Here is a 26,024-nt window from a genome sequence, read left to right as displayed (position 1 = left end):
CTGGCTGCGCTAGTCGCCGGTCCCTGCCTCTGCGGGGACGACGTAGCTCGGCTCGTGCAGGAGTTGCTGTCGTTCCCGGGAACGCGGGGACCGAGTGACTCAGCCAGTCACCACGCTTCGATCCACGGCCGCAGATCGAGCTCGTGCGTCCACGCGTCGCGCGGCTGCTGGTGCAGCATCCAGTAGGCGTCGGCGATATGCTCGGGATTCAGGATGCCGTCGCGATCCTTCAGCGCATAGCGTTCGGGGAAGTTCTCGCGGATGAAGGCCGTGTCGATGGCGCCGTCGATGATCGGATGGGCGACATGGATGCCCTGCGGCCCCAGCTCCTTCGCCATTGCCTGCGCCAACGCGCGCAGGCCGTGCTTGGCGCCGGCGAACGCCGCGAAGCCGGCGCGTCCGCGCAGGCTGGCCGTGGCACCGGTGAAGAAGATCGAGCCCCGGCCGCGCGGCACCATCACGCGGGCCATCTCGCGGCCCATCAGGAAGCCCGCGAAGCAGGCCATCTCCCACACCTTGAAGTAGACCCGGGCCGTCGTGTCCAGAACGTCGAAGCGGACATTCGCGCCGATATTGAAGACCGCCACCTCGATCGGCGCGATCTCCGATTCGATTCGCTGGACCAGGCTCGTCATCTCCTCTTCCTTGCGCGCGTCCGAACCAAAGGCATGCGCGATGCCGCCCTCGGCCTCGATCTGCTGAACCAGCGGCGCCAGCTTGTCGGCATTGCGCCGGGTCACGCAGGCGATATAGACCTCGCGCGCAAAGCGTCGGGCGATCGCACCGCCGGTTGCGTCGCCGGCGCCGATGACGAGGATGGCCTTCTTTTGGGTCATGGTGTCTCCTTCGGGGCGGCCTTGCGCCGCCGGTCATCCCGGCAGCGAGCCGATTGAGTTGTGTTTGCAACGCCGGATAGTGTCTGCGATTTTGCCGAAGGCTGCTGGCGGCCAGAACGGCCACGGCGCGTCGGTCGTTCAGACGATTCTCAATGTCGAGCGACGCCGACATGAAACCCAAAATGCGTGACCTTCTGTGAAGCACCGAGAGCCCATGCGCAGGATGCTGTCGGCTTCGACACTGCTCGATGCCAACCATGATTCAACTCGACGACGCCAGCTACAAACAGTTGTATTCATCGCCCGCGATGGTCCGCAATCTTGTCTCGGGCTTTATCCCCGACGAATGGCTGCATGGGCTGGATTTCAGCACGCTGGAATGCATCCATGGCCACTATGTCTCCGACGATCTGCGGCAGCGGGCCAACGACATGGTGTGGCGGGTTCGCGCCGATGACGAATGGCTCTATCTCTATTTGATGATGGAGTTTCAGAGCACGGTCGATCACGGCATGCCGGTACGGATCATGTCCTATCTCGGGCTGCTCTATCAAAGCTTGATCCGCAAGGAGTACGTCAAGCCTCGACGAGGCATCCCGCCGGTGCTGCCCATCGTCCTTTACAACGGCGAAGGGCCATGGGATGCGCCCACCGATATCGCAGCGATGCTGCCGGACGTGCCCGGACTTGTCGGTGAGTACCTGCCCAAGCTTAAATATCTGTTGTTGGACAGCGGACGCATCGGCAAGGAACAGCTGCGCGCGATGCGCAATCCGGTTGCGGTGCTGATGCAGCTGGAAGAGGCGGAAACCCAGCAGGAGGTCGGCGAGTTGATCGACAAGCTCGCGGACATCGTCAAAGGCGATGAGGAACTGAAGCGAATCTTCCTCAATGTGTTGCCGGGACTGATCGGCAGGCGCAGCGGCAACACCTTGGACGTACCGGTGGCCAATGATCTTGTGGAGATGAAGATGAAGCTAAGTCAGAGTTTCAAGGTGTGGGAGCACGAATATAGGGCGGCCGGACGGCTGGAAGGCGAGGCCCGAATACTGCAGCGGCAGCTTACGACTCGCTTCGGACCGTTGCCGGAACATGCGTTAGCCAGGATTCAGGGCGCAACGGAAGAGCAGCTCGATCACTGGTCAACGCGATTGCTTCGCGCCGAAACGCTGGCCGAGGTATTCGAAGACAACCCGGCATGAGCGCCCGGCTTTTTCACACAGGCCAACATCCAAAACGGCGCCGCCCTCCGCTTTCCGCGAACGACGGCGCCAATACCTCACCGCATATCAATCCGCCTGAATCCCGAACTCCTTGACGATCCGCGCGTAGCGGTTCGCATCGGCCGCGATCAGCTTGCCAAGGCTGGCCGCATCGCCGCCGACCGGGCTGATGCCGAAGGTCGCCATCTTTTCGACGATGTCCGGCATCTTCAGGATCTCGTTGATATGCCCGTTCAGCGTGCGCACCACGTCCGCCGGCATGCCCTTCGGACCGAGGATCGCCTGCCACGCGCCGACTTCGACGTCCTTGTAGCCCAGCTCGGCCAGCGTCGGCACGTTGGGCGCGAACGGCGAGCGCTTGGGATCGGCCACGGCGATCGGCAGCAGGCGGCCGTTGGTCACGTACTGGAACACGGCGCCATAGGTGGAATAGGTCATCGGCACCTGGCCGCCGAGCACGTCGACCACCGCCGGCGCGGTGCCGCGATACGGGACCTGCGCGATCCGCACGCCGGCCGCCTTGTTGAACAGCTCGCCCAGGATATGCATCGGCGAGCCGTTGCCCGGCGAGGCATAGGTCTGCACCGTGCCGGCCTTGGCGCGCGCGACCAGGTCGCTCATCTTGCTGATGCCGGTCGACTTGTTGACGACCACGAACAGCGACTGGCTGCCGGTCTGGATCACCGGCGTGAAATCGCGCTGCACGTCATAAGCCGCGCCGGAGCCGGGTTTGAGAACGAGCGGGGCGAGCGCCACGGTGTTCGGCGCGGCCAGCAGCGTGTAGCCGTCCGGCGCCGCCTTGGCGACGTAGGCGCTGCCGATCGTGCCGGCGGCGCCGGTCCGGTTCTCGACGACGACCGACTGGTTCAGCCGGATCGCCAGCTTCTCCGCGATCATGCGGGCCAGCACGTCGGTGTCCCCGCCGGCCGGATAGGCGACCACGATCGTGATCGGCTTGCTCGGATAGCCTTGCGCCTGCGCGGCGCCCGCGCCGAGCAGCGCGCCGGCCGCGGCAACGGCCGCGATCAGTTTGCGGGTGGTGGACTGCTTCATGGTTCCTCCAGTTGTCTGCGCTCGGGAGCGATGGATGGCGATCAGAACACGTGCTTGATGCCCAGCATCGCGCCGAGCTGCGAGCCGCCGGGACGCGTGTTCGAGCCCGGCGATCCGCCGCTGACCGAGGTGGCCAGCGTGCCGTCGTTATCGATGAAGCCCGCCGTCGCATAGACCATGGTCCGCTTCGAGAAGGCATACGAGCCGCGCAGCGCGTACAGCATCTGGTCGTTGTCGCTGTGGCGGTACTTCAGGTAGTAGACCTGCCCGGCGAGCTGGAAGGCGGGCGTGATGTCATAGGCCAGGCCGGCGTACCACATGTCGCTGCGCGGGGTGGGGCTGGCCTCGTTGTCGCGGCGGATCAGGCCGGCACCGGCCTTGACGCGGTCGAGCAGCACATAGCCGCCGAGCGACAGGCGATCGTCGGTCAGGCTGCTGCTGGTCAGCCCGGCGAACGCGCCGGGGCCGCCGCGCAGCGAATCGTAGGCGGCATGCACACCCCAGGTCCTGGTCGCGTACTGGACCAGCGCGGACCAGGCGCGGCAGGCGCGCGCGTCGGCCGGGTTCTCGCCCGCGCAGTTGGTGCCCGACGGGCTGGGGCCGGCGTTGACCGCATCGCGGCCGAAGCTGTACGAGGCGCCGACGGTCAGGCCGCCGAACGTCCCCTTGTAGACCACCGAATTGTCGTGGCGGGTGTTGGGGATATAGCTGTCGAGGGAACCCGATCCGTAGACGTTCGGACCGAGGATGTCCGAGTCGAGGATCGCCCAGAACAGCATGGTGTACTGGCGGCCCAGCGAGATCTGGCCCCACGGGCCCGACACGCCGACCCAGGCCTGTCGCCCGAACAGCCGGCCGCCCTGATTGGCGTTGCCGGTATCCGGCCCGAAGCCCGACTCCAGCACGAACAGGCCCTTGAGCCCGCCGCCAAGATCCTCGGTGCCGCGAATGCCCCAGCGCGACGGCACCGTCGCGGTCAGGTTGGGCATGCGGACAACGCTGTCCTTGTCCGGGCCGACGTTGTTCACGTATTCGATCCCGGTATCGACCACGCCGTACAGCGTGACCGATTGTGCGGCCGCCATCATCGGCGCGGCGGCAAGCACAGCCAGTGCGATCCGTCCAAATTTCATTGCGATTCCTTCCCGATTCCGTCTCGTGGTGGTTCCTGGCAGCCGCGTCGTCTCTGTGGCCGATCGCGTCCGTCCCGTTGTTGTGGTGGCAGTCCTGATATTCGGTTTCGTTTCATATATAAAACGACGAATTACATAGGAAACGACAAGCGCAATATAGCGGGGGTTTTCGCTTCGGGCGGGCAGGGAATTCCCTAGCGCGGCGCTAGGTGTTTACGCGGATCTTCACGAGGATTTCCGGGGGATATAGTCGGGAAGTTTTTACCTAAGGACGTGAGTTTCATATATGGAACATAACTCCCAACCCGCGGCGCCCCCGATGCTGGCCCAACTCGCGGATACGTTTGTGCAAGCGGTGGCGACGGTCGATGCCGACGGGGCGCAGGTGGCCTACCGCAGCGGCGGCAGCCAAGGGCCTGTGGTGTTGCTGTTGCACGGCATCAGCTCGGGCGCAGCGTCATGGCTGCCCTGCGCGAGCCTGCTCGCCGCCCATGCGCGGGTAATCGCGTGGGACGCGCCCGGCTATGGCGCGTCGAGCCCCCTTGCCGAGAAGGCGAGGCGCGCCGCCGACTACGCCGTCCGATTGCAGGGCCTGGTGCGGGCACTCGACCTGCGGCCGGCCGTGATCGTCGGTCATTCGCTCGGCGCATTGATGGCGGCTGCCTACCTGGCACAGGCCGAGCCGGACCGGCGGCCGGCCCGTGTGCTGCTGGCCAGTCCGGCACAAGGCTATGGCGCCGCAGGCAAGGAACAGAAGGCGGCGGACGTTGCGCGGCAGCGCCTCGACGCGCTGGCAACGCTCGGCGTCACCGGCTTGGCCGAACGCGGCCCCTCGCGGCTATTGAGTCCGAACGCGGATGCCGGTGCGCGTGAATGGGTGCGCTGGAACATGAGCCGCCTGAACCCGGACGGCTACCGCCAGGCGGTGGCGATGCTGTGCGGCGACGACATCGACGCCTACCTGGCGCGCCGGCCTGAGGGCGTCGCGGTCGAGATCGGCTGCGGCACGCTGGACGTGGTGACGCCGCCGATCGGTGCCGAAGCGCTGGCGCAGCGGTTCGGTCTGCCATTCACGCCGATCGCCGATGCCGGCCATGCCTGCTACATCGAGCAGGCGGCCGCGGTGGCGGGGTGGATTCGCGCGGCGTTGGACCAGCGTCCCGCACGCTAGCCGGACGTCGTCGTCGTCCCCGCAAGCGCTGGGACGACAGCATCACCTCTTTCCTCTCCAACGCCCGATTCCCGGGTAAACCCCAGTCCAATCCCGCAGCGCCGAGGTCTATAGTTCAACCGTGTTCAATACATGGATCGCTGTTCCATATATAAAACATACAGCGAGACACCGGCCGATCGGAAAAAGGAGCAAGCGCAATGGAAATCGTCGACTACAACCCGCAGCTCGCGCCCTGGGACAAGCCCGCGCCGAACAACGTGGCGGGCAAGGGCTATATCGAGCGGCCGGGCAAGGTGCCCAACATCGTCTGGCAGACGCGTTCGGCGTTGCCGACGGCCTACGAGAACGCGCTCGGCGACGCGCTCGAAGCCGCCTTCGAGGCAGGCGCGACGACGCCCGAAGACGTGGTGCGCGCCTTCAACCGCGCCGGCTTCCTGACCGCCGACGGCCAGCCCTGGACAGAGGCGCGCTTTCTGGCCGAGATGCAGCGCCTCGGCGCCTGACCCAGACGACCCCCGACGACACCCAGCGGTCCCGCAAGAGAGAACAACGATGGAATCGAACAAGCAAGCCCGCATCGAAGAACGGCTCAATACCGGCCTGCGCAACTACTGGTATCCGGTGGCCGCGTCGTGGTCGGTCACCCATTCGCCGATCGGCATCACTCGCCTGAGCCAGAACATCGTGCTGTGGCGCGACGGCGCCGGCCAGGTCCACGCGCTGGAAGACCGCTGCCCGCACCGCGGCGCGCGTCTGTCGATGGGCTGGAACCTCGGCGATCGCGTCGCCTGCTGGTATCACGGCGTCGAGGTCGGCGGCGACGGCCAGGTCAAGAGCGTGCCGGCGGTCGAGAGCTGCCCGCTCGAAGGCAAGACCTGCGTGCGCAGCTATCCGGTCCAGGAGAAGGCCGGCGCGATCTTCCTGTGGTTCGGCGACCGCGCTCCGGTCGAGGGCCCCGACAGCGCCGACACGCTCCGCCTGCCCGAAGAGCTGGAGAACCCCGAGCACAGCCACTTCCTGTGCGTCGCTCACTGGGACTGCAACTACCGCTACGCCATCGACAACGTCATGGACCCGATGCACGGCGCCTATCTGCATGCGGTCTCGCATTCGATGGCCAGCGGCGAGAAGCAGGCGGTCATGGCGGTGCGCGAAACCGAGCACGGCCTGATGTTCGAGAAGACCGGCCAGCGCGGCGTCAATTTCGACTGGGTCGAGTTCGGCGAGACCGGCACGATGTGGCTGCGCCTGGCGATTCCGTATCGCCCGAAGGTCGGCCCCGGCGGTCCGTTCGGCATCGTCGGCGTCGCCACGCCGGTCGATGAGGAGCACTGCATGGTGTTCTTCTGGCGCACCCGACATGTCCAGGGCTGGGAGCGCGATGTCTGGCGCTTCCTCTACCGCAACCGGCTGGAAAAGCTGCACTGGGACGTGCTGGAGCAGGACCGCGTGGTGCTCGAGTCGATGGCGCCCAACGCCCGCGACCATGAAATGCTGTACCAGCACGATGTCGGCATCACGCGCGTGCGCCGCCTGCTGCGCCGCCGCGCCGAGCAGGAGCTGGCCGATGCGCCGGTGGCGATGCTGCAGCCGGCCCCGGGAGTTGCCAGCCATGCCTGAGTTCCAGCATCCCGGCGACACGTCGTCGATGCTCGCCGGTCGCAAGGTGCTGGTCACCGGCGCCGCGCGCGGCCTGGGCCTGGCCTTTGCCACCGCGATCGCCGAAGCCGGCGCTTCGGTCGCGATGGCCGACGTCCTCGCCGAGCGCCTGCACCAGGAGGCCGACGCGCTGACCTCGCGCGGCCTGCACGCGGTGGCGCTGCCGTTGGACCTGGCCGATCCCGCCTCGGTACAGGCCTGCGCTGCCGAGGCGGTGCGGGAACTGGGCGGCCTCGACGGCCTGGTCAATAACGCCGCAGTGACCGACTCCGGCGGGCGCGATGCCAGCGCCATCGATATCGCCACCTGGGACCGCGTGATGAACGTGAACGTGCGCGGCACCTGGCTGATGACCACGGCCTGCCTGCCGGCGCTGCGCGACAGCGGCCGCGGCGCCATCATCAACCTGGCCTCCGACACGCCGCTGTGGGGCGCGCCGAACCTGCTGGCCTACGTGGCGAGCAAGAGCGCCATCATCGGCATGACCCGATCGCTGGCGCGCGAGCTCGGTCCCGACAACATCACGGTCAATGCCGTGGCGCCGGGCCTGACGCTGGTCGAGGCGACCGAGTACGTCCCGCAGAAGCGGCACGAGCTCTATCGCGAGCAGCGCGCGATCTCGCGCGAGCAGCTGCCCGCCGATGTCTGCGGCGCTGTGCTGTTCGCGCTGTCCGATCTTTCCCGCTTCGTGACCGGCCAGACTCTGGCGGTGAACGGCGGTTTTGTCATGCATTGACGCATCGATGTACCGACGTACCGACGTACCGACGTACCGAAGACCCTCAAGACCCTGAAGACACCGAAAGACCCGAAAGACCGAAGGAAATCCAAATGAGCGATCTCTCCGAACAACAAGACCTCAAGCGCAGCTGGGACCGTCCCGAGGGCGCCTCGTTCGAACAGTGGATGGAGGGCCGGGTCGCGCGCTTCGCCACGCGCCGCTACGACTGGAACGCGCTGAAGTTCCAGGCCGACTACGACCCGAAGTACCGCCGCGCGCAGATGCGCTATCTGGGCACCGGCGGCACCGGCGTGGCCGCGGACAGCAATACCGTGCCGTCGGAGCACTTCACCTTCTCGACGATGATCATTCCGGCCGGTCATGAAGGCCCGTCGCACCTGCACACCGACGTCGAGGAAGTGTTCTTCATCCTGCGCGGCAAGATCAAGCTGGTGCTGGAGAAGGACGGCGAGCGCTACGAGACCATCCTGACCGATCGCGACCTGGTGTCGGTGCCGCCGGGCGTCTATCGCGAGGAAATCAATATCGGCGAGGAAGACGCGCTGATGTGCGTGATGCTCGGTGCGAAGAAGCCGATCACGCCGACCTATCCGCCCGATCACCCGCTGTCGAAGATCAAGCGCTGACATCCCGCGGCGGCCGCCGACCGAAGCATCACGACGCGATGCGACCACACGACGCAAGCGGCCGCCCCGCCCGACCCCGGATTCCCATGACCCAACCTCTGCCGCCGGACACCGTCCAGGACAAGTACATCGTGCCCGGCCTCGAACGCGGCCTGCGGCTGCTCGGCGAATTCAGCCGCGCGGAACGCACGCTGAGCGCGGCCGAACTGGCCCGGCGCCTGCAGGCGCCGCGCTCGACGGTGTTCCGCCTGCTCGCCACGCTGGAGATGCTGGGCTTCGTCGAACGCACCGACAACGGACGCGAATACCGCCTTGGCATGGCGGTGCTGCGGCTGGGCTTCGAGTACCTGGCCTCGCTGGAGCTGACCGAGCTCGGCGCGCCGCTGCTCGATCGCCTGCGCGACGAGACTGGCTATCCGTGCAACCTGGTCGTGCGCGACGGCCGCTCGATCGTCTATGTCGCCAAGTCGGTGGCCCCGCGGCCGTTCGCCAGCAGCGTCAACGTCGGCACGCGGCTGCCCGCGCATGCCACGGTGCTGGGGCGCGTGCTGCTGGAGGACCTGACGCTGGCCGAGCTGCGCGAGCTCTATCCCGAGCCGCATCTGGAAGCCTTCTCCGAAGGCACGCCGCGCACGGTCGACGCGCTGTTCGAGATGGTGCAGACCGACCGCGAGCGCGGCTACGTGCTGCAGGAGGGCTTCTACGAAGCGAGCATCTCGACGATTGCGGCGCCGGTGCGCGACCGCAGCGCGCGCGTGGTGGCGGCGATGGGCGTGACGATCCCGGCCTCGCATATCGATCCCGACGAACTGGGCGGCATGGTCGAGAAAGTCAGAAACACCGCGGGCGAGCTGTCGCGCCTGCTCGACTACCGGCCGCAGCTCGGCCGCAAGGTGGTCAACCTGTGAACGGAGCAAGCAAGATGTCCATGATTGAACTCGGCGGCAAGGTTGCCGTCGTGACCGGCGGCTCCTCCGGCATCGGCCTGGCCACGGTCGAGCTGCTGCTGGAGGCCGGCGCCGCGGTGGCGCTGTGCGGCCGCGACGCCGACCGGCTGGCCACCGCCGAGGCGCAGCTGCGCGACGCGCATCCGGGCTGCCGCCTGCACGCGGCGACCTGCGACGTGCTGCAGCCCCAGCAGGTGCGTGCCTTCGCCGCCGAGGTCGAAGCGAACCTCGGCCCCGCCGACATGCTGATCAACAACGCGGGGCAGGGCAGGGTCTCGACCTTCGCCGATACCGAGGACCAGGCCTGGCTGGAGGAACTGCAGCTGAAGTTCTTCTCGGTGATCCACGCCACCCGCGCCTTCCTGCCGCAGCTCGAACGATCGCCGAGCGCGTCGATCGTTTGCGTCAACTCGCTGCTCGCGGTCCAGCCCGAGCCGCATATGGTCGCCACCTCGGCGGCCCGCGCCGGCGTGCACAACCTGGTGCGCTCGCTCGCCACCGAGTTTGCGCCGAAGGGCATCCGCGTCAACGGCATCCTGCTGGGCCTGGTCGAATCGGGCCAATGGCGCCGCCGTTTCGAGGCGCGTCCCGAAGCCGACCGCCATCTGGACTGGGCCGCGTGGACCGCGCGCCTGGCACAGCAAAAACATATTCAACTCGGCCGTCTCGGCCTGCCGCAGGAGGCCGCGCGCGCCATCCTGTTCCTTGCCTCGCCGTTGTCTTCGTACACCACGGGCAGCCACATCGATGTTTCCGGAGGACTCTCCCGTCATGCGTAACGAACAACCCCAACAAGATCAACAAGCCGCGCGCGAGCAGCAGGTCACCGTCGGCTGGGCCATTGCGGCCTTCCTCGAGCAGTGCGGCGTCAAGGCGGCGTTCGGCGTGATCTCGATCCACAACATGCCGATCCTCGACGCGATCGGCGAACGCGGCAAGATCCGCTTCGTGCCGGCGCGCGGCGAGGCCGGCGGCGCCAATATGGCCGATGCGTGCGCGCGCACCACCGGCGGGCTGGGTGTTTGCCTGACCAGCACCGGCACCGCCGCCGGCAATGCGGCCGGCGCGATGGTCGAGGCGCTGACCGCGGGCACGCCGCTGCTGCATATCACCGGGCAGATCGAGACGCCGTATCTGGACCAGAGCCTGGCCTACATCCACGAGGCGCCGGACCAGCTGACGATGCTGAAGGCCGTGTCCAAGGCCGCCTTCCGCGTGCGCAGCGCCGATACCGCGATCAGCACCATCAAGCTGGCGGTGCAGACTGCGCTGACGGCGCCGACGGGCCCCGTCAGCGTCGAGATTCCGATCGACATCCAGGCCGCGCTGATTCCGCTGCCAACCGACCTGCGCCCGCTGCCGGTGCCGACCCACGTGCCGTCGGCACACGCGCTGGACGCGCTGGCCGAGCGCCTGATCCATGCACGGCGCCCGCTGCTGTGGCTGGGCGGAGGCGCCCGCCATGCCGGCGCGCAGGTCAAGCGGCTGCTGGACCTGGGATTTGGCGTGGTGACCAGCACGCAGGGCCGCGGCATCGTGCCCGAGGACGACCCGCGCTCGCTGGGCGCGTTCAATCTGCACAAGCCGGTCGAGCAGTTCTATCAGACCTGCGATGCGATGGTGGTGGTCGGCTCGCGGCTGCGCGGCAACGAGACGCTGAAGTACGAGCTGAAGCTGCCGCGTCCGCTGTTCCGCGTCGACGCCGATCCGGCCGCCGAGGGCCGCTGCTATCAGAGCGACTACTTCGTCAGCGGCGACGCCGCGTTGGTGCTCGACGGCCTGGCCGATCGACTGGAAGCGCGCATGCAGATCGACCCGGCGTTCGCCGGCGACCTGCGCCGCGCCCACGAGATCGCGGTCAAGGGGCTGGTCGACGGCCTCGGTCCGTACTCGGCGCTGGTCGAGGCGCTGCAGGGCGCGGTGGGCCGCCACTTCAACTGGGTGCGCGACGTCACCGTGTCGAACAGCACCTGGGGCAACCGCCAGCTGCGCATCTTCGATTCGCGCGCCGGCGTGCATGCGCTCGGCGGCGGCATCGGCCAGGGCCTGGCGATGGGCATCGGCGCCGCGGTCGGCGCGGCGGCCACAGGCTCCGGCAAGAAGACCTTCTGCCTGGCCGGCGACGGCGGCTTCATCCTGAACCTGGGCGAACTGGCCACCGCGGTGCAGGAGCGTGCCGATCTGGTCATCGTGCTGATGAACGACAAGGGCTACGGCGTCATCAAGAACATCCAGGACGCGCAGTACGGCGGGCGCCGCCACTACGTCGACCTGCATACGCCGGACTACGCGGCGTTGTCGAAGGCGCTGGCGCTGCGCCATCGCCGCGTCAGCCGTCTCGACGAGATCGGTGCCGCGCTCGATCAGGCCACCGCGGAGCCGGGCCCGTTCCTGCTGGAGATCGACATGCTGTCGATCGGCAGCTTCAAGACCGCGTTTGCCGGCCCGCCGGTTAACGTCGCAGAGTCCGCCGCCGAGTCCGGGGAAGAACCGGCGCAGGGTGCGGCCGAACGCGCCGCCGAACGCGCCACGCTGACGGCCTGAAGGAGAACGGCGATGCTGCATGTGTCGATGGTGGGCTGCGGCGCGATCGGGCGCGGCGTGCTGGAGTTGCTCAAGTCCGATCCCGACGTGGTGTTCGACCTGGTGATCGTGCCGGAAGGCACGATGGACGAGGCGCGCAGCGCGGTGTCCGCGCTGGCGCCCCATGCCCGCGTCGCCACCCATCTGAGCGAGGCCGACGGCCGTCCCGACCTGCTGGTCGAATGCGCCGGCCATCGCGCGCTGGAGGAGCACATCGTGCCGGCGCTCGAACGCGGCATTCCGTGCATGGTGGTGTCCGTCGGCGCGCTGTGCGAGCCGGGCCTGGCCGATCGGCTGGAAGCGGCGGCACGGCGCGGCGGCACCCAGGTGCAGCTGCTGTCGGGCGCGATCGGCGCGATCGACGCGCTGGCGGCGGCGCGTGTGGGCGGCCTCGATGAAGTCATCTATACCGGCCGCAAGCCGCCGCGCGCCTGGAAGGACACGCCGGCCGAGCAGCGGGTCGACCTCGATGCGCTGGACGGCCCGACCGTGATCTTCGAGGGCAGCGCGCGCGATGCCGCGCGCCTCTATCCGAAGAATGCCAACGTCGCCGCGACGCTGTCGCTGGCCGGCCTGGGCCTGGACCGCACCGCTGTCAAGCTGCTGGCCGACCCGGGCGTCGAAGAGAACGTCCATCACGTGGAAGCGCGCGGCGCCTTCGGCGGCTTCGAGCTGACCATGCGCGGCAAGCCGCTTGCCGCCAACCCCAAGACCTCGGCGCTGACCGTGTTCAGCGTGGTGCGCGCGCTGGGCAACCGCGCGCATGCGGTGTCGATCTGAACAGCCGAATCAAGACGCGAACATGAAGACGCAAGACCTTCTCCCCATCTGCATCGCCGGCCAATGGCGCCTGGGCGGCGGCGACCGCTATGCCACGCGCTATCCCGCCACCGGCGAGGTGGTCGCGGAGCTTCACGCGGCGAGTCTCGCCGACGTCGAGGAAGCGGTGCAGGGCGCGCAGCGCGCCTTCGAGACCAGCGGCTGGGCCCAGCGCAAGCCGCACGAGCGCGCCGCGGTGCTGTATCGCGTCGCCGAGTTGATCCGCGCTCGCGCCGAGCCCTTGGCCCAACGCCAGCGGCTGGACAACGGCAAGCCGATCAGCGAGACGCGCGCGTTGGTCGCCAGCGCCGCCGGCACCTTCCAGTTCTTCGCCGCCGCCTGCGAGACACTGGAGGAAACGCTGACGCCGCCGCGCGGCGACTTCCTGACCATGAGCGTGCACGAGCCGATGGGCGTGGTCGCGGCGATCACGCCGTGGAACTCGCCGATCGCCAGCGAGGCGCAGAAGCTGGCGCCGGCGCTCGCCGCCGGCAATGCGGTGGTGGTCAAGCCGGCCGAGGTCACGCCGCTGATGGCGCTGGAACTGGCCGCGATCTGCGAGGAAGCCGGCGTGCCCAGGGGCCTGATCAGCGTGCTGCCGGGCAAGGGCTCGGTGATTGGCGACGCGATCACGCAGCATCCGCTGGTGCGGCGCGTGTCGTTTACCGGCGGCACCACCACCGGCAAGCACATCGCGCATATCGCCGCCGACAAGATGATGCCGGTGTCGCTGGAACTGGGCGGCAAGTCGCCGACCATGGTGTTTGACGACGCTGACCTCGACCACGCGGTCAACGGCGTGCTGTACGGCATTTTCAGCTCGTCGGGCGAATCGTGCATCGCGGGTTCGCGGCTGTTCGTCGCGCGCTCGCTGTACGAGCCGTTCATGGACCGCCTGGCCGCCGGCGCCGCACGGCTGCGCGTCGGCGACCCGGCCGACGAGCGCACCCAGATGGGGCCGCTGATCACGGACCGCCATCGCGATTCGATCGAATCCTTCGTCGCGATGGGCGTCGAGGAGGGCGGGCAGCTGCGCACCGGCGGCGTGCGGCCGAGCGTGCCGGGGCTGGAGAACGGCTACTTCTATACGCCGACCATCATCGAGGGGCTGGATAACCGCGCCCGCATCTGCCAGGAAGAAATCTTCGGGCCGGTGCTGGTGGCGATGCCGTTCGACGACGAGGACGACCTGATCGCGCAGGCCAACGACAGCGTCTATGCGCTGGCGGCCGGCGTCTGGACGCGCGACTACAAGCGCGCCTGGCGCGTGGCGCGCGCGGTGCAGGCGGGCAACGTCTGGATCAACACCTACAAGCAGTTCTCGATCTCGACGCCGTTCGGCGGCTGGCGCGACAGCGGCCTGGGGCGCGAGAAGGGACGACTGGGAATCCTGCAGTACATGGAGCAGAAGAGCGTGTACTGGGGCCTGCATCAACAACCGCTGCCGTGGGCCAACTGAAATTGAGCCGGCGGCGGCCGCTGGAGACCGATATGAATCAAGTACTGGGCATCGACGAGATCGTCTACGGCGCCGACGATTTCGACGCCTGCCGCGGCTTCTTCAACGATTGGGGTTTGATCCTGAAGCGCGACGATACGCAAGGGCTGGATTTCGAGACGCTGAACGGCTGCCGCGTGCTGGTGCGCCGCATCGACGATCCCGCGCTGCCGCCGGCGATCGAGGCCGGCCCCACGCTGCGCGAGGTGGTCTGGGGCGTCGATACGCCTGCCGCGCTGGAGCGCATCGCCGCGGCGATTGCCGGCGAAGACGGCTTCGTCCGCCAGGGCAGCGGCGACGAGACGCGCATCGGCTGCACCGACCCGAACGGTCTGGCCGTGCGTTTCCAGCTGACCCGCAAGCGCGATGTCGAGGTCGAATGCGCGGCGATGAACACCTGGAGCGCGAAGCCGCGCGTGAACCAGCGCGGGCCGATCTACGAGCGCGCGACGCCGATCGAGGTTGGCCACGTGGTGTTCTTCGTCAAGGACGTCGATGCCACCGAGCGCTTCTACACCGAGAAATTCGGCTTCGTCGCGTCGGACCGCTATCCGGGCCGCGGCGCCTTCCTGCGCTGCGCCGACGAGGGCGGTCATCACGACCTGTTCCTGCTGCAACTGCCGCAGCCCAAGAGCGGGCTGAACCATGTGGCGTTCACCGTGCGCGATATCCACGAAGTGTTCGGCGGCGGCATGCACATGTCCCGCACCGGCTGGGAGACGCAGCTCGGCCCGGGCCGCCATCCGATCTCGTCGGCCTACTTCTGGTACTTCAGGAACCCGGCCGGCGGCCTGATCGAGTACTACGCGGACGAGGATCACTGCGATGCCCACTGGGAGCCGCGCGAATTCGAGCCGGGCCCGACGATGTTTGCCGAATGGGCCATCGAAGGCGGCATCGACGGCAATACCCGCCGCCAGAAGAATGCCGGCGGCCCGGAAGGGAAGTTCCTGACCGAGAAACGTTGAAGACGGCGCCTCCCGGCGCGAATGGATTCAGAAGGAAGTGTGATGAGTGCCAGCCCCACCCTGACGATGCGCGTGCAGGCCATGCGCTACGAAGCCCGCGGCGTCGTCAGCATCGAACTGCAGGACCCCACGGGGGCCGCCTTGCCGGAATTCAGCCCCGGCGCCCATATCGACCTGCATCTGGGCAACGGCCTGGTGCGCAGCTATTCGCTGTGCGGCGCGCCGGAAGCACGGCACAGCTATACCGTCGGCGTGCTGCTCGATCGCGGCAGCCGGGGCGGCTCGCGCTATATCCATGAGCAGCTGCGCGTCGGCGCCACGCTGCCGGTCGGCGCGCCGCGCAACAACTTCGAACTCGACGAGAGCGCCTCGCATACGGTGCTGGTAGCCGGCGGCATCGGCGTGACGCCGATCGTCTGCATGGCCCGCCGCCTGCACCAGCTCGGCCGCCCCTTTACGCTGCTCTACTGCGCGCGTTCCCGCGAGGAGGCGGCCTTCGTCGCAGAACTGCAGGCCTATGGCGATGCGGTGCGCCTGCATTTCGACGCCGAGGCTGGCGGCCCGCCCGACCTGGCCGGCATGCTGGCCGGACAGGACCCGGGCACGCACTTCTACTGCTGCGGACCCGGCCCGATGCTGCAGGCCTTCGAGTCCGCCTGCGAGGCGCACGGCTATCCGAACGTCCATATCGAGCGCTTCGCCGCCGACCCGTCGGTGGAGGCGGTGCAGGAAGGCGAATACGCGGTGTCGCTCGCGCAGTCCGGCATGGAGGTCAAGGTGCCGGCCGGCAAGTCGCTGCTCGACGCGCTGCTCGAAGCGGGCATCGCGGTCGACTACAGCTGCCGCGAAGGCGTCTGCGGTTCCTGCGAGACGCGCGTGCTGGAGGGCGAGCCAGACCATCGCGACGGCGTGCTCAGCAAGGCCGAACGCGCCGCCAACCAGTCGATGATGGTCTGCGTGTCGGGCTGCAAGGGCAAGCGGCTGGTGCTGGATCTGTAGCCGGGCAGCCCGATAGGCGGGTTCACACCGCATCGCTCCGTGGCGCGCCGTGTCCCGCGGCGCCGCCGGTTTCGTCCCCTCACCGTCCGTTCCCACAACAGGTCCGCGCCACGGCCGCGGACCGGCCATGGCAAATTCAGGAAGCAAGCATCGTGTTGACAGAAAGACAAGAGCTGGCCCCCGCCAGTGTTCCAGGGCCGGCCACGGCCATGTTTCGCGGCGGCGCGGACGGTGAGGCCACCGGCGCTGGCGCTGGCGCGTCCGCCACGAACGCCACGGCCGCCGAAGCTGCGGGTGGCGTGACCCGCGGCCAGATCGTCGCCCGCATCGAGCGTCTGCCGAACAACCTGATGCACGTGAAGGCGCGGCTGCTGATCGGGCTGGCGACCTTCTTCGACGGCTTCGACGTGATCGCGATCGCGGCCACGCTGCCGCTGCTGATCGCGCAGTGGTCGCTGACGCCGGGCCAGATCGGCTTCCTGATCGCCGCGCCCTCGGTCGGGCAACTGGTCGGCGCGCTGTTCTTCCCGTGGCTGGCCGAGCGCTATGGCCGGCTGCACTCGATCGCCTGGAGCGCCGGCATCATCGGCCTGATGAGCATCGCCTGCGGCTTTGCGCCGTCGTTCGAGCTCTTCGCGCTGCTGCGGATCGTGCAGGGCCTGGGCCTCGGCGGCGAGCTCCCGGTCGCGGCGACTTATATCAACGAGGTCACGCGCGCGCATGGCCGCGGGCGTTTCGTGCTGCTGTACGAGGTGGTGTTCCCGATCGGCCTGCTGGTATCGAACGGCGCCGGTGCCTGGCTGGTGCCGCGCTACGGCTGGGAGGTGATGTACTTCATCGGCGGCGTGCCGATCGTGCTGTTCTTCGTGCTGCGCAAGATCATTCCCGAGTCGCCGCGCTGGCTGGCCGAGAAGAACCGCATGGCCGAGGCGGACCGCGCGGTGCGCGCCTTCGAATCGCATGCGCGCACGCCGCTGCCGCCGGTCGGCGATGTCGCCGCGTTCGATGCGATGGCCGCCCGGCACCCGAAGCGGCGCGTGCGTGATCTGCTCAGCGGTCCCTACCGGGGCCGCACGCTGGCGGTGTGGATGCTGTGGGCGACCTGCGGCTTCATCCAGTACGGCCTGTCGACCTGGCTGCCGACGATCTACAAGACGGTCTATCATGCGCCGCTGCAGCTGGCGCTGAACCTGGCGGCCGGGGCCTCGGTGCTGGGCGTGGTCGGCTCGCTGGTCTGCGCGATGGTGGTCGACAAGGTCGGCCGCAAGCCGGTGATCAACGTGTCGTTCGTGCTGTGCGCGCTGTCGCTGGCGCTGGCCGGGCTGCTGCATGCGCAGTCGGTCTATGTGGTGGCGACCCTGTGCGCGTTCGCGATGGGTTTCCTCGCCAGCGGCTTCATCACCGCCTATGTCTATACGCCGGAGCTGTATCCGACCAGCGTGCGGGCGATGGGCTGCGGATTCGGCGGCGCCTGGCTGAAGATCGCGGCGATCTTCGCGCCGACGCTGATCGCCGGCACCATCGGCAGCGGCGATCTGAGCAGCGCCTTCTATGCGCTCGCGCTGGTGCCGTTCGCGGCGGCGCTGACGGTGCACTGGCTCGGCATCGAGACCAAGGGCAAGGTGCTGGAGCAGCTCGAGGCGTGAAAGTGTTGTCCCGTCTCGTCGTTCCCGCGCAGGCGGAAATCCGGCGACTTGCTCGGCGGCCAGGTGCCAATGCCGCTGGGCCCTCGCATGCACGGTGGCGACGCCGTGTCCTACCTTGCGATCGCGCTACTCGGGTCCACCCCCGGGCCCATCACGCATTGCGCGTGCAATTTCCGCAGCGCCCGATAAAGCGCCTCGCGCTCCCCGGTGTCCAGCAAGCGGAGTACCGCGGCCTGATGGCGCCGCGCCAGCGGAATGACCTGGTCGTGCAGGGCCATGCCGGCGCGCGTGATGCTGCAGAACAGCTTCTTGCGGGGCGTATTGCCTGCGCTGGTCAGCTTCACCAGCCCGCGCTGTTCGAGCAGGCGCAGCGTGCGGCTGACCAGGGCCTTGTCCGAGGTCGACTGCACCACCAGTTCGGCGAACGGCAGTTCCCCCGCATGCGCCAGCAGCGCCAGCAGGCGCCATTCCGGCACGGTCAGGTCGAACTGTTCGGCATAGGGCTGGGTCACGGTCCGCCGCAACGCGTTGACCAGTTGACTCAGCATCGTGGTCAGGAAATCGTCGACCGTCAGGCCGGTTCCCTGTTCATCGAGCCCGGTCCAGGGCGTGCGCGCCTCGCGTGTTCCGGCGGCGCCCTGGCGGCTGACCTCTGCAGATGTCTTCATCGTATCGGCCTGGATCGAAGGGGAGATGGGCGGCGATTGTCGCACAGGGATCGGCGGCTACAGATCGGATGCGGCGCGGCGAAGGCAGCGATTCTGAAGTCGCGCGCCATTCCACAAAGGAGACGGGGCCGCTCGGTGCTTTCCGTTCCCCGCGTCGGCGTGTTATATGAGTGTCGATTATCTGGATGGAACGCACCCGAGAATTCGAGAACCGATCATGAACAACGCTTCCCTGCCCGACGATTCCCAGGAACGGTACATCGTGCCCGGCCTGGAGCGCGGCCTGCGGCTGCTCGGCGAGTTCAGCCGTACCGACCGCACGCTGTCGGCGGCCGAACTGGCGCGGCGCCTGCAGATTCCGCGCTCGACCGTGTTCCGCCTGCTGGCCACGCTGGAGATGATGGGCTTCGTCGAGCGCACCGACGGCGGGCGTGAATTCAGGCTCGGCATGGCCGTGTTGCGGCTGGGCTTCGAATACCTGGCCTCGCTGGAGCTGACCGAACTGGGCCGGCCGCTGCTGGAGCGGCTGCGCGACGACATCCAGCTGCCTTGCAATCTGGTGGTGCGCGACGGCCGCTCGATCGTCTATGTGGCCAAGTCGGTGGCGCCGACGCCGTTCGCCAGCACCGTCAACGTCGGCACACGGCTGCCGGCGCACGCCACCGTGCTGGGACGCGTGCTGCTCGAGGACCTGACCATGGCCGAGCTGCGGCAGCTCTATCCGGAGCCGCAGCTCGAAGTGTTCTCCGACAGCACGCCGAGGACGGTCGAGGAATTGTTCGACATGGTGCAGCGCGACCGCGAGCGCGGCTATGTGCTGCAGGAAGGTTTCTTCGAGGCCAGCATTTCGAGCATCGCCGCGCCGGTGCGCGATCGCAGCGGCAAGGTGGTGGCGGCGATGGGCGTGACCATTCCGGCGGCGAAGATCGATCCGACCAGGCTCGATACGCTGGTCGAGAAGGTACGGGGAGCGGCGCTCGAGCTGTCGCGCCTGCTCGACTATCGGCCGCAGGACGAGGGCAAGGTGGTGCCGCTGCATCGCGGCTAGCCGCCAATCGGAAAGAGCGGCCGGCTGGCCGCGGACGCAGGAGAGCACGATGAAGCGGGGCATGCCCCAGGCGGGGACGGTGGCTGCGACAGTCGAGGCAACAGGCGCGGCAATAGTCGCGGCAACAGTGGCGGCGACAGTGGCGGCAAACCATCGGCCGACGCAGCCGCGCCGCACCTTCGCCCCGGCCTTTGCCGCGACCGTTGTCGCAGCCTCTGTCCTGACGGCCGCCATCGCGGCCGGCATGCCGCCGGCCAATGCCGCCACGGCCTGCGCGACGACCCGCATCGTGGTGCCGTTCCCCGCTGGCGGCCCGGCCGATCTGCTGGCCCGCACGCTGGCCCACGGCATGCAGCGCGGCCAGGGCCGCACCGTGATCGTCGACAACAAGCCGGGCGCGAACGGCAATATCGGCATCGACGCGGTGCGGCGCGCGGCCGGCGACGGTTGTACGGTGTTGATCGCGCCCGCCGGCAATCTGACGATCTATCCGACGCTGATGCCGCAGCTGCCCTACCGCGTCGAGCGCGACTTCCGCCCGGTGTCGCTGCTGGCCAGTTCGCCGAATGTGCTGGCGGTCCATCCGTCGGTCAAGGCGAACTCGGTTGCCGAACTGGTTGCGCTGGCGAGGACCGCCCAGCGCGACGGCACGCCGCTTGGCTATGCCAGCCCTGGTGTCGGCAGCGGACTGCACCTGGCCGGCGAGCTGTTTCGCCAGAAGGCCGGCGTGGCGCTGCTGCATGTTCCTTACAAGGGCACGACGCAAGCGCTGAACGATGTGGTCGGCGGCCAGGTGCCGATCCTGCTCGGCACGCTGCCGACGCTGGCGCCGTTCATCCAGTCGGGCGCGCTGCGCGCGCTCGCCGTGACGCAGGCCAGGCGCTCGCCTGCCGCGCCGAACATCCCATCGATGGCGGAGCAGGGCATGGCCGGTATCGAGGTCAGTTCGTGGTACGCGATGCTGGCTCCGCGGGCGACGCCGGCCGAGACGGTCGCGCAGTTGCACGAGGCGGTGCGCACCGTTCTCGCGACGCCGGCGGTGCGGGCGGACTTGCAGCGCCAGGGCATGGAGCCGCAGGCGAGCACGCCGGAAGCGCTGGCGACACGAATCCGGGAAGAAACCGCGAGCTGGGCCGAGCTGATCCGCGCGAACGGCATCAAGGCCGAATAGAGAGGAGACACCGCGCGCCCGACGCGCGTTCTCAACCCGCCTGCTCGGGCTCGCGGTCGCGCGGGCGCACTACCAGCGACCGGCGCGGCAATTCCGAATCGAGCACCAGGCGCCCGTGCACGCGCCCGTTCATCCGCGTGATATGGCGCGTGCAGTCCTGCATATGCGCGGCCATCAGCTTGCGGACCTGCTCGGCATCGCGCGCGCGGGCCGCCGCCACGATCTTCTTGTGGAAGCGGACATTGGACGCGCCGAACTTCTCGTGCTCGCAGGCCGGCGTGTCGTTGCCGAACACCACCAGCTGCCGCAGCATCTCGTTGATCAGCTCGCAGCAGAAACGCAGCATCGGATTGGGATTGGCGGCGGCCAGGATGTCGTGAAAACTCAGGTCCTCCTGGCGCTGGTCCAGCGGCGCCGCCGCCGAGGCCGAGGTGGGGTCGCACAGGTCGATCGTGTGTTCGAGCGCGCGGAAGTCGTCCTCGGTCAGATGCGGCACCGCGCCGGCGGCCAGCTCCGGCTCGAGCAGACGGCGTACGGTATAGACGTCCGCGATGCCGACGTCCTTGAAGAACAGATAGTTCTGCATCAGCTGGAAGGTGCGATCGAGCGGCACCTCGACGATGGTGCCGCCGCCGGCCGGGCCGGTGCTGACGCTGATCAGCCCCTGCACCTCGAGCGACTTCAGCGCTTCCCGAATCGTGCTCTTGCTGACGCCGAAGGTCTGCTGCAGCTTGATCTCCTGGGGCAGCTTGTCGCCCGGCTTCAGATCGCGCTCGGTGATCAGGCGCTTCAGTTCCTCCGCGACCAGATCGGCGCGCTTCTGTTTGCGAATCGCCAGAGCCGGCGCCTTCGCGCCGCGAAACGTCACCATGGATTGTCCTTCCTTTCGTTTGAGCGCCATGCCTGTGCGGCATGCGCTGCGCCGGCGCAGTGCAACTCGCGCGGCGGTCCATCGCGGTGCGCGCGGCACCGCCATCGCGCATCCGGTTCGCGTCCGCGGGCGCAGGTAAACCCTGACCGGCGCTTCATTGACAGTCGCGCAAACCGGCTCCTATGATGCCTTCAACCAGTTTATACGTATAAATAGAATAAACGGGTTCGATTCTTGCTGTAGCGCTGTTGCGATCCTGTCGCGTGCCGGACCTTCCCTTTCGATGGACCCCACAGATCCAAGGAGTGAGCTTTGAATCGTCGTGACGTGCTCAAACTCGGCGCGCTGGCCGCCGTTCCCGCTTCCCTGCTGCGTGCCGGCGCCGTGCTGGCCGCCGACGACGCGATCGAACTCGGTTGCCCGGTGCCGATGTCCGGCCCGTTCGCGGCCAACGGCAAGTTCGCCGACCTCGGCATGAAGCTGATCGTCGAGCAGTACGGCAAGGTGCTCGGCAAACCATTGCGCTACAGCGTGCTCGATACCGAGGGCAAGCCCGCCACCGCGGTGCGCAAGGTGCAGGAGCTGGCGCAGCAGAAGAACGCGCGCTACTTCGCTGGCGGCATCCTGTCGTCGGAGTCGCTGGCAATGGGCAAGGAGGCCGAGAAGTTCGGCGGGGTCTTCGTCACCACCGCCGGCGCCGACGAGATCACCGGCAAGGACTGCAACCGCGCGACCTTCCGCTGGTCGGTGCCGACCTACGGCGCGATCGAGCGCACCGTGCGGCCGCTGATCGAGTCGATGCCCAAGGCGAAGCGCTGGTACACGATCACGCCGCAATACGTGTTCGGCGAGGGCTTGTTGTCGGCGGCAAAGAATATCTTCAAGGAGAAGGGCATCGAGCACGTGGGCAACAGCTACCACGCGCTCAACGAGAAGGAATTCAGCGGCTATCTGACCAACGCGATCGCGGCCAAGCCCGACGTGCTGCTGATCCTGAACTTCGGCTCGCAATCGGCCGACACGCTGCGCCAGGCCGTCAGCTTCGGCATGAAGAAGAACACCACGATCCTGCTGGCCTGGGCGTCCGGGCTGGAGCAGTTCGAATCGCTCGGTGCGGACCTGTGCGACGGCGTCTATTTTGGCGCGCAATACTGGCACGGCGTCGATACGCCGCTGAACCGCGATCTGGTGCAGCGCTGCAAGGCAACGTTCAAATCCAATCCCAACTACAGCCTGGCCGGCTCGTACATCTGCACCAAGCTGATGCTCGACGCGATGGTCAAGGCCGGCAGCGCCGATCCGAAGGCCGTGATCGCAGCGATGGAAGGGCTCAAGTACGAGGGGCTGACCGGCCCCGAGGAAATCCGCGCGGCCGACCACCAGGTGCTGAAGAACTACTACCTGCTCAAGGGCAAGGCCAAGGCCAGGATGAAGGACAAGGACGACTACGCCGACGTGATCAGCGTCGGCAAGGCGTTCCTGCCGCCCGAGCAGACCCAGTGCAAGATGGCGTAAACGACCCTGCCGGTCTTCTCCCCTCTCCCGCTTGCGGGAGAGGGGCGGGGGAGAGGGCAAGGGGCGATTGCAGGACTACCGCGCTTCGCAACCCCCTCTCCCCAACCCTCTCCCCCTGATGGGGAGAGGGAGAACGTTGCGCCTTTCAGTGGTCAGAGGGCGCTATCCAACGCGACAGCAAAAGCGAAAAGCGCTTCATGAACGTCTACCTGTTGCAGGTCATCAACGGCATCGGCATCGGCATGCTGTATTTCCTGCTGGCTGTCGGCCTGTCGATCGTCTTCGGCCTGCTGCGCTTCGTCAATTTCGCGCACGGAGCCTTCTATGCGCTCGGCGCCTATCTGTGCTTCCAGGCGCTGCAGCTGGGCATGAACTTCTGGGCCGCGCTGGTGCTCGCCCCGCTGATGATCGGTGCACTCGCCTGGCTGATCGAGCGCGTGATGCTGCGCCACGTCTACGCCCAGCCCCATGAGTTCCACATTCTGGTGACGGTGGGCCTCGCGCTCGCGGTGCAGGAGCTGATCATCGTCGGCTGGGGCCCGCTCGGCGTCGACGTGCCGCCGCCCGACGCGCTGCAGGGCGTGGTGATGTGGGGCGACTTCATCTATCCGAAGTACCGGCTGTTCGTGATCGCCTTCACCGCGCTGCTGGCGGTGGCACTGTGGTGGCTGCTGGAGGGCACGCGGCTGGGCAGCGCGGTGCGTGCCGGCAGCGAGTCGACCGAGATGGTGTCGCTGCTCGGCATCAACGTGTTCCGGCTGTTCAGCCTGATGTTCGCGCTCGGCGCGGCCACGGCCGCGATCGCCGGCGTGCTGGCCGCACCAATCCGCGGCGCCGAACCGTTCATGGGCGTCGAGGCGCTGGGCGTCGCCTTCATCGTGGTGGTGGTCGGCGGCATGGGCAGCTTCACCGGCGCGCTGATCGGCGGGCTGCTGGTCGGCGTGGTGCAAAGCCTGATGAGCACGCTGTGGCCCGAGGGCGCGCGGCTGATGATCTATGTCGCGATGGCCGCGGTGCTGCTGCTGCGTCCGCACGGCCTGCTGGGGAGAGGATGATGGCGTATCGATTCTGGTGGCTGGCGCTGGCCGTCACGCTGCTGCTGCCGCTGACCCTGCGCTCCGGCACGCTGGCGACCGAGGTGCTGATCTACGCGATGGCGGTGATGGCCTGCAATCTGCTGCTCGGCTATACGGGCCTGCTGTCGTTCGGCCAGGGCATCTTCTTCGGTCTGGGCAGCTATTCGCTGGGGCTCGCCCTGACCCGCATCGCCTTGCCCGTGCCGCTGTCGCTGGCCCTGGCGATCGCCATCGGCGCGGTTGCGGCGGCGCTGGTCGGCTGGTTCTCGATCCGGCAGCGCGGCACCTACTTCGTGATGCTGACGCTGGCGTTCTCGCAGATGTTCTATTTCCTGGCCTATTCGGTGCCGTCGCTGACGGGCGGCGACAACGGCCTGCTGGACATTCCCCGGCCCGCGCTGTCGATTGCCGGCCGCGAGCTGCTGTCGCTCGCCTCGCCGTGGCAGTTCTACGGCTTCGTCGCGGTGCTGTTCCTGTTGGTGTTTTTCCTGGTGCTGCGCGTCACCGATTCGGTGTTCGGCCGCACGCTGCTGGCGATCCGCGACAACGAGGAGCGTGCGCTCGCGGTCGGCTACAACGTCAAGGCATTCAAGCTGCTGGCCTTCGTGATCTCGGGCGCGGTGACGGGCCTTGCCGGCGGCCTGCACGCGATGCTGACCGGCATCGCGCCGCTGGCCAATATCGACTACCACGTCAGCGAGATGATCCTGATCATGACGGTGATCGGCGGTACCGCCAACGTGTTCGCCTCGGTGCTGGGCGCCGCCTTTTATGTGCTGCTGGCCGACTGGCTGTCGACGCTGTGGCCGCGCTGGCTGATGCTGCTCGGCTTCCTGCTGATCGCGGTCAGCCTGTTCATGCAGCGCGGCCTGTGGGGCCTGGGCACGACGATCTGGCTGCGGCTGCGCGGCATCCGCCGCGAGCCGGCCGCGATCGGCCCCGACACGGAAGCCGCCGCGGGAGTCGCCACGGAAGCAGTCACCGCAAGGGAGGAACGCGCATGACCGCCCCGATCCTCGAGGCCACCGGCGTGGTCAAGCAGTACGGCAAGTTCATGGCCCTTGGCGGCGTGGATCTGCGCGTGATGCCGGGCACCGTGCATTCGGTGATCGGGCCGAACGGCGCCGGCAAGACCACGCTGTTCCATATGCTGACCGGCACGCGCAGCGTCACCAGCGGGCGTATCGTCTTCGATGGACACGACGTCACCGGCGAGACCGACTATCAGCGCGTGCAGCGGGGCATCGCGCGCTCGTTCCAGGTCACCAGTCTGTTCCCCAGCCTGTCGGTGCGCGAGAACCTGCGGCTGGCGGCGCTCGGCACGCAGCCGCGGCGCGCGATGAACTGCTGGCGCCGGCCGGTGGGCGAGCTCGCTTGCGCCGATACCGTCGAGCGCGTGCTGCAGCGGCTGGAGCTGGCCCGCGTCGCCGATGCGGTGGCCGGTGCGCTGTCGCACGGCCAGCAACGCCGGCTCGAAGTCGGCATGGCGCTCGCCGCGCGGCCGCGCGCGATCTTCCTCGACGAGCCGACCTCGGGCATGGGCGTCGACGATCTTGGTGCGATGAAGCGGCTGATCCGCGGGCTGGCAGAGGACCATACCGTCGTGCTGATCGAACACAATATGGACATCGTGATGGACATCTCCGACACCATCACCGTGATGCAGCAGGGCAAGGTGCTGATGGAAGGCCCGCCCGACAGCGTGCGCGGCGACCCACGCGTGCGCGCCGCTTATCTGGGCAACATGATCACCGGAGGGCAGCGATGAC

25 protein-coding genes are annotated in these 26,024 nt (G+C 67.8%); 20 read left to right on the top strand and 5 right to left on the bottom strand.

The genetic code is table 11. From position 1 onward, the window contains the following. Positions 1–107: 107 nt before the first annotated feature. Positions 108–836, bottom strand: a complete 729-nt coding sequence (locus tag HTY53_RS09965; RefSeq protein ID WP_174106337.1) for an SDR family oxidoreductase — start codon at positions 834–836, stop codon at positions 108–110. Positions 837–1,093: 257 nt separating this feature from the next. Between HTY53_RS09965 and HTY53_RS09960 the strand changes: the two genes are divergently transcribed. Next, on the top strand, positions 1,094–2,038 hold the full coding sequence (locus HTY53_RS09960) for an Rpn family recombination-promoting nuclease/putative transposase (protein WP_174106336.1): 945 nt from the start codon (positions 1,094–1,096) through the stop codon (positions 2,036–2,038). Positions 2,039–2,125: 87 nt separating this feature from the next. Here HTY53_RS09960 and HTY53_RS09955 read toward each other — a convergent pair whose 3' ends face one another. Together HTY53_RS09955 and HTY53_RS09950 are read right to left on the bottom strand one after the other, a co-directional pair. Further along, on the bottom strand, positions 2,126–3,112 hold the full coding sequence (locus HTY53_RS09955; RefSeq protein ID WP_174106335.1) for a Bug family tripartite tricarboxylate transporter substrate binding protein: 987 nt from the start codon (positions 3,110–3,112) through the stop codon (positions 2,126–2,128). Between the two features lie 41 nt (positions 3,113–3,153). After that, positions 3,154–4,245, bottom strand: coding sequence for a porin (locus tag HTY53_RS09950; protein WP_174106334.1), 1,092 nt, complete (start codon positions 4,243–4,245; stop codon positions 3,154–3,156). A 319-nt stretch (positions 4,246–4,564) separates the two neighbouring features. On the opposite strand from HTY53_RS09950, the gene HTY53_RS09945 reads away from it, so the two are divergent. The 13 genes from HTY53_RS09945 to HTY53_RS09885 all read left to right on the top strand — a co-directional run bounded on the left by HTY53_RS09945 (position 4,565) and on the right by HTY53_RS09885 (position 17,906). Next, positions 4,565–5,416, top strand: coding sequence for an alpha/beta fold hydrolase (locus tag HTY53_RS09945; RefSeq protein ID WP_174106333.1), 852 nt, complete (start codon positions 4,565–4,567; stop codon positions 5,414–5,416). 200 nt (positions 5,417–5,616) lie between these two features. Then, positions 5,617–5,922 carry a recombinase-like helix-turn-helix domain-containing protein gene (locus HTY53_RS09940; RefSeq protein WP_174106332.1) on the top strand — a complete coding sequence of 102 codons (306 nt, stop codon included), beginning with the start codon at positions 5,617–5,619 and terminating at the stop codon, positions 5,920–5,922. A gap of 49 nt (positions 5,923–5,971) precedes the next feature. Then, positions 5,972–7,039: an aromatic ring-hydroxylating dioxygenase subunit alpha gene (locus HTY53_RS09935; protein ID WP_174106331.1), complete on the top strand. Its 1,068-nt coding sequence runs from the start codon at positions 5,972–5,974 to the stop codon at positions 7,037–7,039. Beyond that, the gene (locus HTY53_RS09930) at positions 7,032–7,814 is read left to right on the top strand and encodes an SDR family oxidoreductase (protein ID WP_174106330.1); all 783 of its coding nucleotides are present in this window, start codon (positions 7,032–7,034) and stop codon (positions 7,812–7,814) included. The genes HTY53_RS09935 and HTY53_RS09930 overlap by 8 nt, the downstream gene beginning before the upstream one ends. A gap of 95 nt (positions 7,815–7,909) precedes the next feature. Beyond that, complete coding sequence (locus HTY53_RS09925; RefSeq protein WP_150082231.1) at positions 7,910–8,446, top strand: cupin domain-containing protein; 537 nt, start codon at positions 7,910–7,912, stop codon at positions 8,444–8,446. 86 nt (positions 8,447–8,532) lie between these two features. Continuing rightward, complete coding sequence (locus HTY53_RS09920; protein ID WP_174106329.1) at positions 8,533–9,354, top strand: IclR family transcriptional regulator; 822 nt, start codon at positions 8,533–8,535, stop codon at positions 9,352–9,354. 14 nt (positions 9,355–9,368) lie between these two features. Then, entirely contained in the window at positions 9,369–10,172 is an 804-nt protein-coding gene (locus HTY53_RS09915; RefSeq protein WP_174106328.1) for an SDR family oxidoreductase, read from the top strand. Further along, positions 10,165–11,937 carry a thiamine pyrophosphate-binding protein gene (locus HTY53_RS09910; protein ID WP_174106327.1) on the top strand — a complete coding sequence of 591 codons (1,773 nt, stop codon included), beginning with the start codon at positions 10,165–10,167 and terminating at the stop codon, positions 11,935–11,937. The genes HTY53_RS09915 and HTY53_RS09910 overlap by 8 nt, the downstream gene beginning before the upstream one ends. 12 nt (positions 11,938–11,949) lie before the next feature. Then, positions 11,950–12,756, top strand: coding sequence for an aspartate dehydrogenase (locus HTY53_RS09905; RefSeq protein ID WP_174106326.1), 807 nt, complete (start codon positions 11,950–11,952; stop codon positions 12,754–12,756). 22 nt (positions 12,757–12,778) lie between these two features. After that, the gene (locus HTY53_RS09900; RefSeq protein ID WP_174106325.1) at positions 12,779–14,254 is read left to right on the top strand and encodes an aldehyde dehydrogenase; all 1,476 of its coding nucleotides are present in this window, start codon (positions 12,779–12,781) and stop codon (positions 14,252–14,254) included. Positions 14,255–14,286: 32 nt separating this feature from the next. Beyond that, a complete protein-coding gene (locus tag HTY53_RS09895; RefSeq protein ID WP_174106324.1) occupies positions 14,287–15,261 on the top strand; it encodes a VOC family protein in 975 nt (324 codons plus the stop codon). A 42-nt stretch (positions 15,262–15,303) separates the two neighbouring features. Continuing rightward, positions 15,304–16,260: a PDR/VanB family oxidoreductase gene (locus tag HTY53_RS09890; RefSeq protein ID WP_174106323.1), complete on the top strand. Its 957-nt coding sequence runs from the start codon at positions 15,304–15,306 to the stop codon at positions 16,258–16,260. Positions 16,261–16,469: 209 nt separating this feature from the next. Beyond that, a complete protein-coding gene (locus HTY53_RS09885; protein WP_174106322.1) occupies positions 16,470–17,906 on the top strand; it encodes an MFS transporter in 1,437 nt (478 codons plus the stop codon). A 110-nt stretch (positions 17,907–18,016) separates the two neighbouring features. Here HTY53_RS09885 and HTY53_RS09880 read toward each other — a convergent pair whose 3' ends face one another. Beyond that, a complete protein-coding gene (locus HTY53_RS09880; RefSeq protein ID WP_174106321.1) occupies positions 18,017–18,574 on the bottom strand; it encodes a MarR family winged helix-turn-helix transcriptional regulator in 558 nt (185 codons plus the stop codon). 217 nt (positions 18,575–18,791) lie between these two features. On the opposite strand from HTY53_RS09880, the gene HTY53_RS09875 reads away from it, so the two are divergent. Together HTY53_RS09875 and HTY53_RS09870 are read left to right on the top strand one after the other, a co-directional pair. Then, a complete protein-coding gene (locus HTY53_RS09875) occupies positions 18,792–19,622 on the top strand; it encodes an IclR family transcriptional regulator (protein ID WP_174106320.1) in 831 nt (276 codons plus the stop codon). A 244-nt stretch (positions 19,623–19,866) separates the two neighbouring features. After that, entirely contained in the window at positions 19,867–20,793 is a 927-nt protein-coding gene (locus HTY53_RS09870) for a tripartite tricarboxylate transporter substrate binding protein (RefSeq protein WP_174106450.1), read from the top strand. A gap of 31 nt (positions 20,794–20,824) precedes the next feature. Here the strand turns inward: HTY53_RS09870 and HTY53_RS09865 are convergent, their stop codons facing one another. Further along, entirely contained in the window at positions 20,825–21,664 is an 840-nt protein-coding gene (locus HTY53_RS09865) for a FadR/GntR family transcriptional regulator (protein WP_053823510.1), read from the bottom strand. Between the two features lie 312 nt (positions 21,665–21,976). Between HTY53_RS09865 and HTY53_RS09860 the strand changes: the two genes are divergently transcribed. The 4 genes from HTY53_RS09860 to HTY53_RS09845 all read left to right on the top strand — a co-directional run bounded on the left by HTY53_RS09860 (position 21,977) and on the right by HTY53_RS09845 (position 26,023). Then, complete coding sequence (locus HTY53_RS09860; RefSeq protein ID WP_149319557.1) at positions 21,977–23,179, top strand: ABC transporter substrate-binding protein; 1,203 nt, start codon at positions 21,977–21,979, stop codon at positions 23,177–23,179. A 197-nt stretch (positions 23,180–23,376) separates the two neighbouring features. After that, positions 23,377–24,234 carry a branched-chain amino acid ABC transporter permease gene (locus HTY53_RS09855; RefSeq protein WP_174106319.1) on the top strand — a complete coding sequence of 286 codons (858 nt, stop codon included), beginning with the start codon at positions 23,377–23,379 and terminating at the stop codon, positions 24,232–24,234. After that, a complete protein-coding gene (locus tag HTY53_RS09850) occupies positions 24,234–25,259 on the top strand; it encodes a branched-chain amino acid ABC transporter permease (RefSeq protein WP_174106449.1) in 1,026 nt (341 codons plus the stop codon). The genes HTY53_RS09855 and HTY53_RS09850 overlap by 1 nt, the downstream gene beginning before the upstream one ends. Continuing rightward, a complete protein-coding gene (locus HTY53_RS09845) occupies positions 25,256–26,023 on the top strand; it encodes an ABC transporter ATP-binding protein (protein WP_174106318.1) in 768 nt (255 codons plus the stop codon). The genes HTY53_RS09850 and HTY53_RS09845 overlap by 4 nt, the downstream gene beginning before the upstream one ends. Position 26,024 lies beyond the last annotated feature (1 nt).

It is taken from the genome of Cupriavidus gilardii (genome assembly GCF_013314895.1).
Lineage (GTDB): Bacteria > Pseudomonadota > Gammaproteobacteria > Burkholderiales > Burkholderiaceae > Cupriavidus > Cupriavidus gilardii_C.
The sequence above is the reverse complement of the archived record's forward strand: the minus strand, read 5'-3'. Positions and strand labels throughout refer to the sequence as shown.

Bases quoted from the DNA above. Each gene is read 5' to 3' on its own strand.
- HTY53_RS09935 (WP_174106331.1), top strand. From the start codon at position 5,972: ATGGAATCGAACAAGCAAGCCCGCATCGAAGAACGGCTCAATACCGGC.
- HTY53_RS09945 (WP_174106333.1), top strand. From the start codon at position 4,565: ATGCTGGCCCAACTCGCGGATACGTTTGTGCAAGCGGTGGCGACGGTC.
- HTY53_RS09855 (WP_174106319.1), top strand. From the start codon at position 23,377: ATGAACGTCTACCTGTTGCAGGTCATCAACGGCATCGGCATCGGCATG.
- HTY53_RS09850 (WP_174106449.1), top strand. From the start codon at position 24,234: ATGGCGTATCGATTCTGGTGGCTGGCGCTGGCCGTCACGCTGCTGCTG.
- HTY53_RS09965 (WP_174106337.1), bottom strand. From the start codon at position 836: ATGACCCAAAAGAAGGCCATCCTCGTCATCGGCGCCGGCGACGCAACC.
- HTY53_RS09895 (WP_174106324.1), top strand. From the start codon at position 14,287: ATGAATCAAGTACTGGGCATCGACGAGATCGTCTACGGCGCCGACGAT.
- HTY53_RS09910 (WP_174106327.1), top strand. From the start codon at position 10,165: ATGCGTAACGAACAACCCCAACAAGATCAACAAGCCGCGCGCGAGCAG.
- HTY53_RS09930 (WP_174106330.1), top strand. From the start codon at position 7,032: ATGCCTGAGTTCCAGCATCCCGGCGACACGTCGTCGATGCTCGCCGGT.
- HTY53_RS09880 (WP_174106321.1), bottom strand. From the start codon at position 18,574: ATGAAGACATCTGCAGAGGTCAGCCGCCAGGGCGCCGCCGGAACACGC.
- HTY53_RS09920 (WP_174106329.1), top strand. From the start codon at position 8,533: ATGACCCAACCTCTGCCGCCGGACACCGTCCAGGACAAGTACATCGTG.
- HTY53_RS09960 (WP_174106336.1), top strand. From the start codon at position 1,094: ATGATTCAACTCGACGACGCCAGCTACAAACAGTTGTATTCATCGCCC.
- HTY53_RS09915 (WP_174106328.1), top strand. From the start codon at position 9,369: ATGTCCATGATTGAACTCGGCGGCAAGGTTGCCGTCGTGACCGGCGGC.
- HTY53_RS09940 (WP_174106332.1), top strand. From the start codon at position 5,617: ATGGAAATCGTCGACTACAACCCGCAGCTCGCGCCCTGGGACAAGCCC.
- HTY53_RS09955 (WP_174106335.1), bottom strand. From the start codon at position 3,112: ATGAAGCAGTCCACCACCCGCAAACTGATCGCGGCCGTTGCCGCGGCC.
- HTY53_RS09865 (WP_053823510.1), bottom strand. From the start codon at position 21,664: ATGGTGACGTTTCGCGGCGCGAAGGCGCCGGCTCTGGCGATTCGCAAA.
- HTY53_RS09870 (WP_174106450.1), top strand. From the start codon at position 19,867: ATGCCGCCGGCCAATGCCGCCACGGCCTGCGCGACGACCCGCATCGTG.
- HTY53_RS09885 (WP_174106322.1), top strand. From the start codon at position 16,470: ATGTTTCGCGGCGGCGCGGACGGTGAGGCCACCGGCGCTGGCGCTGGC.
- HTY53_RS09875 (WP_174106320.1), top strand. From the start codon at position 18,792: ATGAACAACGCTTCCCTGCCCGACGATTCCCAGGAACGGTACATCGTG.
- HTY53_RS09905 (WP_174106326.1), top strand. From the start codon at position 11,950: ATGCTGCATGTGTCGATGGTGGGCTGCGGCGCGATCGGGCGCGGCGTG.
- HTY53_RS09925 (WP_150082231.1), top strand. From the start codon at position 7,910: ATGAGCGATCTCTCCGAACAACAAGACCTCAAGCGCAGCTGGGACCGT.
- HTY53_RS09950 (WP_174106334.1), bottom strand. From the start codon at position 4,245: ATGAAATTTGGACGGATCGCACTGGCTGTGCTTGCCGCCGCGCCGATG.
- HTY53_RS09845 (WP_174106318.1), top strand. From the start codon at position 25,256: ATGACCGCCCCGATCCTCGAGGCCACCGGCGTGGTCAAGCAGTACGGC.
- HTY53_RS09900 (WP_174106325.1), top strand. From the start codon at position 12,779: ATGAAGACGCAAGACCTTCTCCCCATCTGCATCGCCGGCCAATGGCGC.
- HTY53_RS09890 (WP_174106323.1), top strand. From the start codon at position 15,304: ATGAGTGCCAGCCCCACCCTGACGATGCGCGTGCAGGCCATGCGCTAC.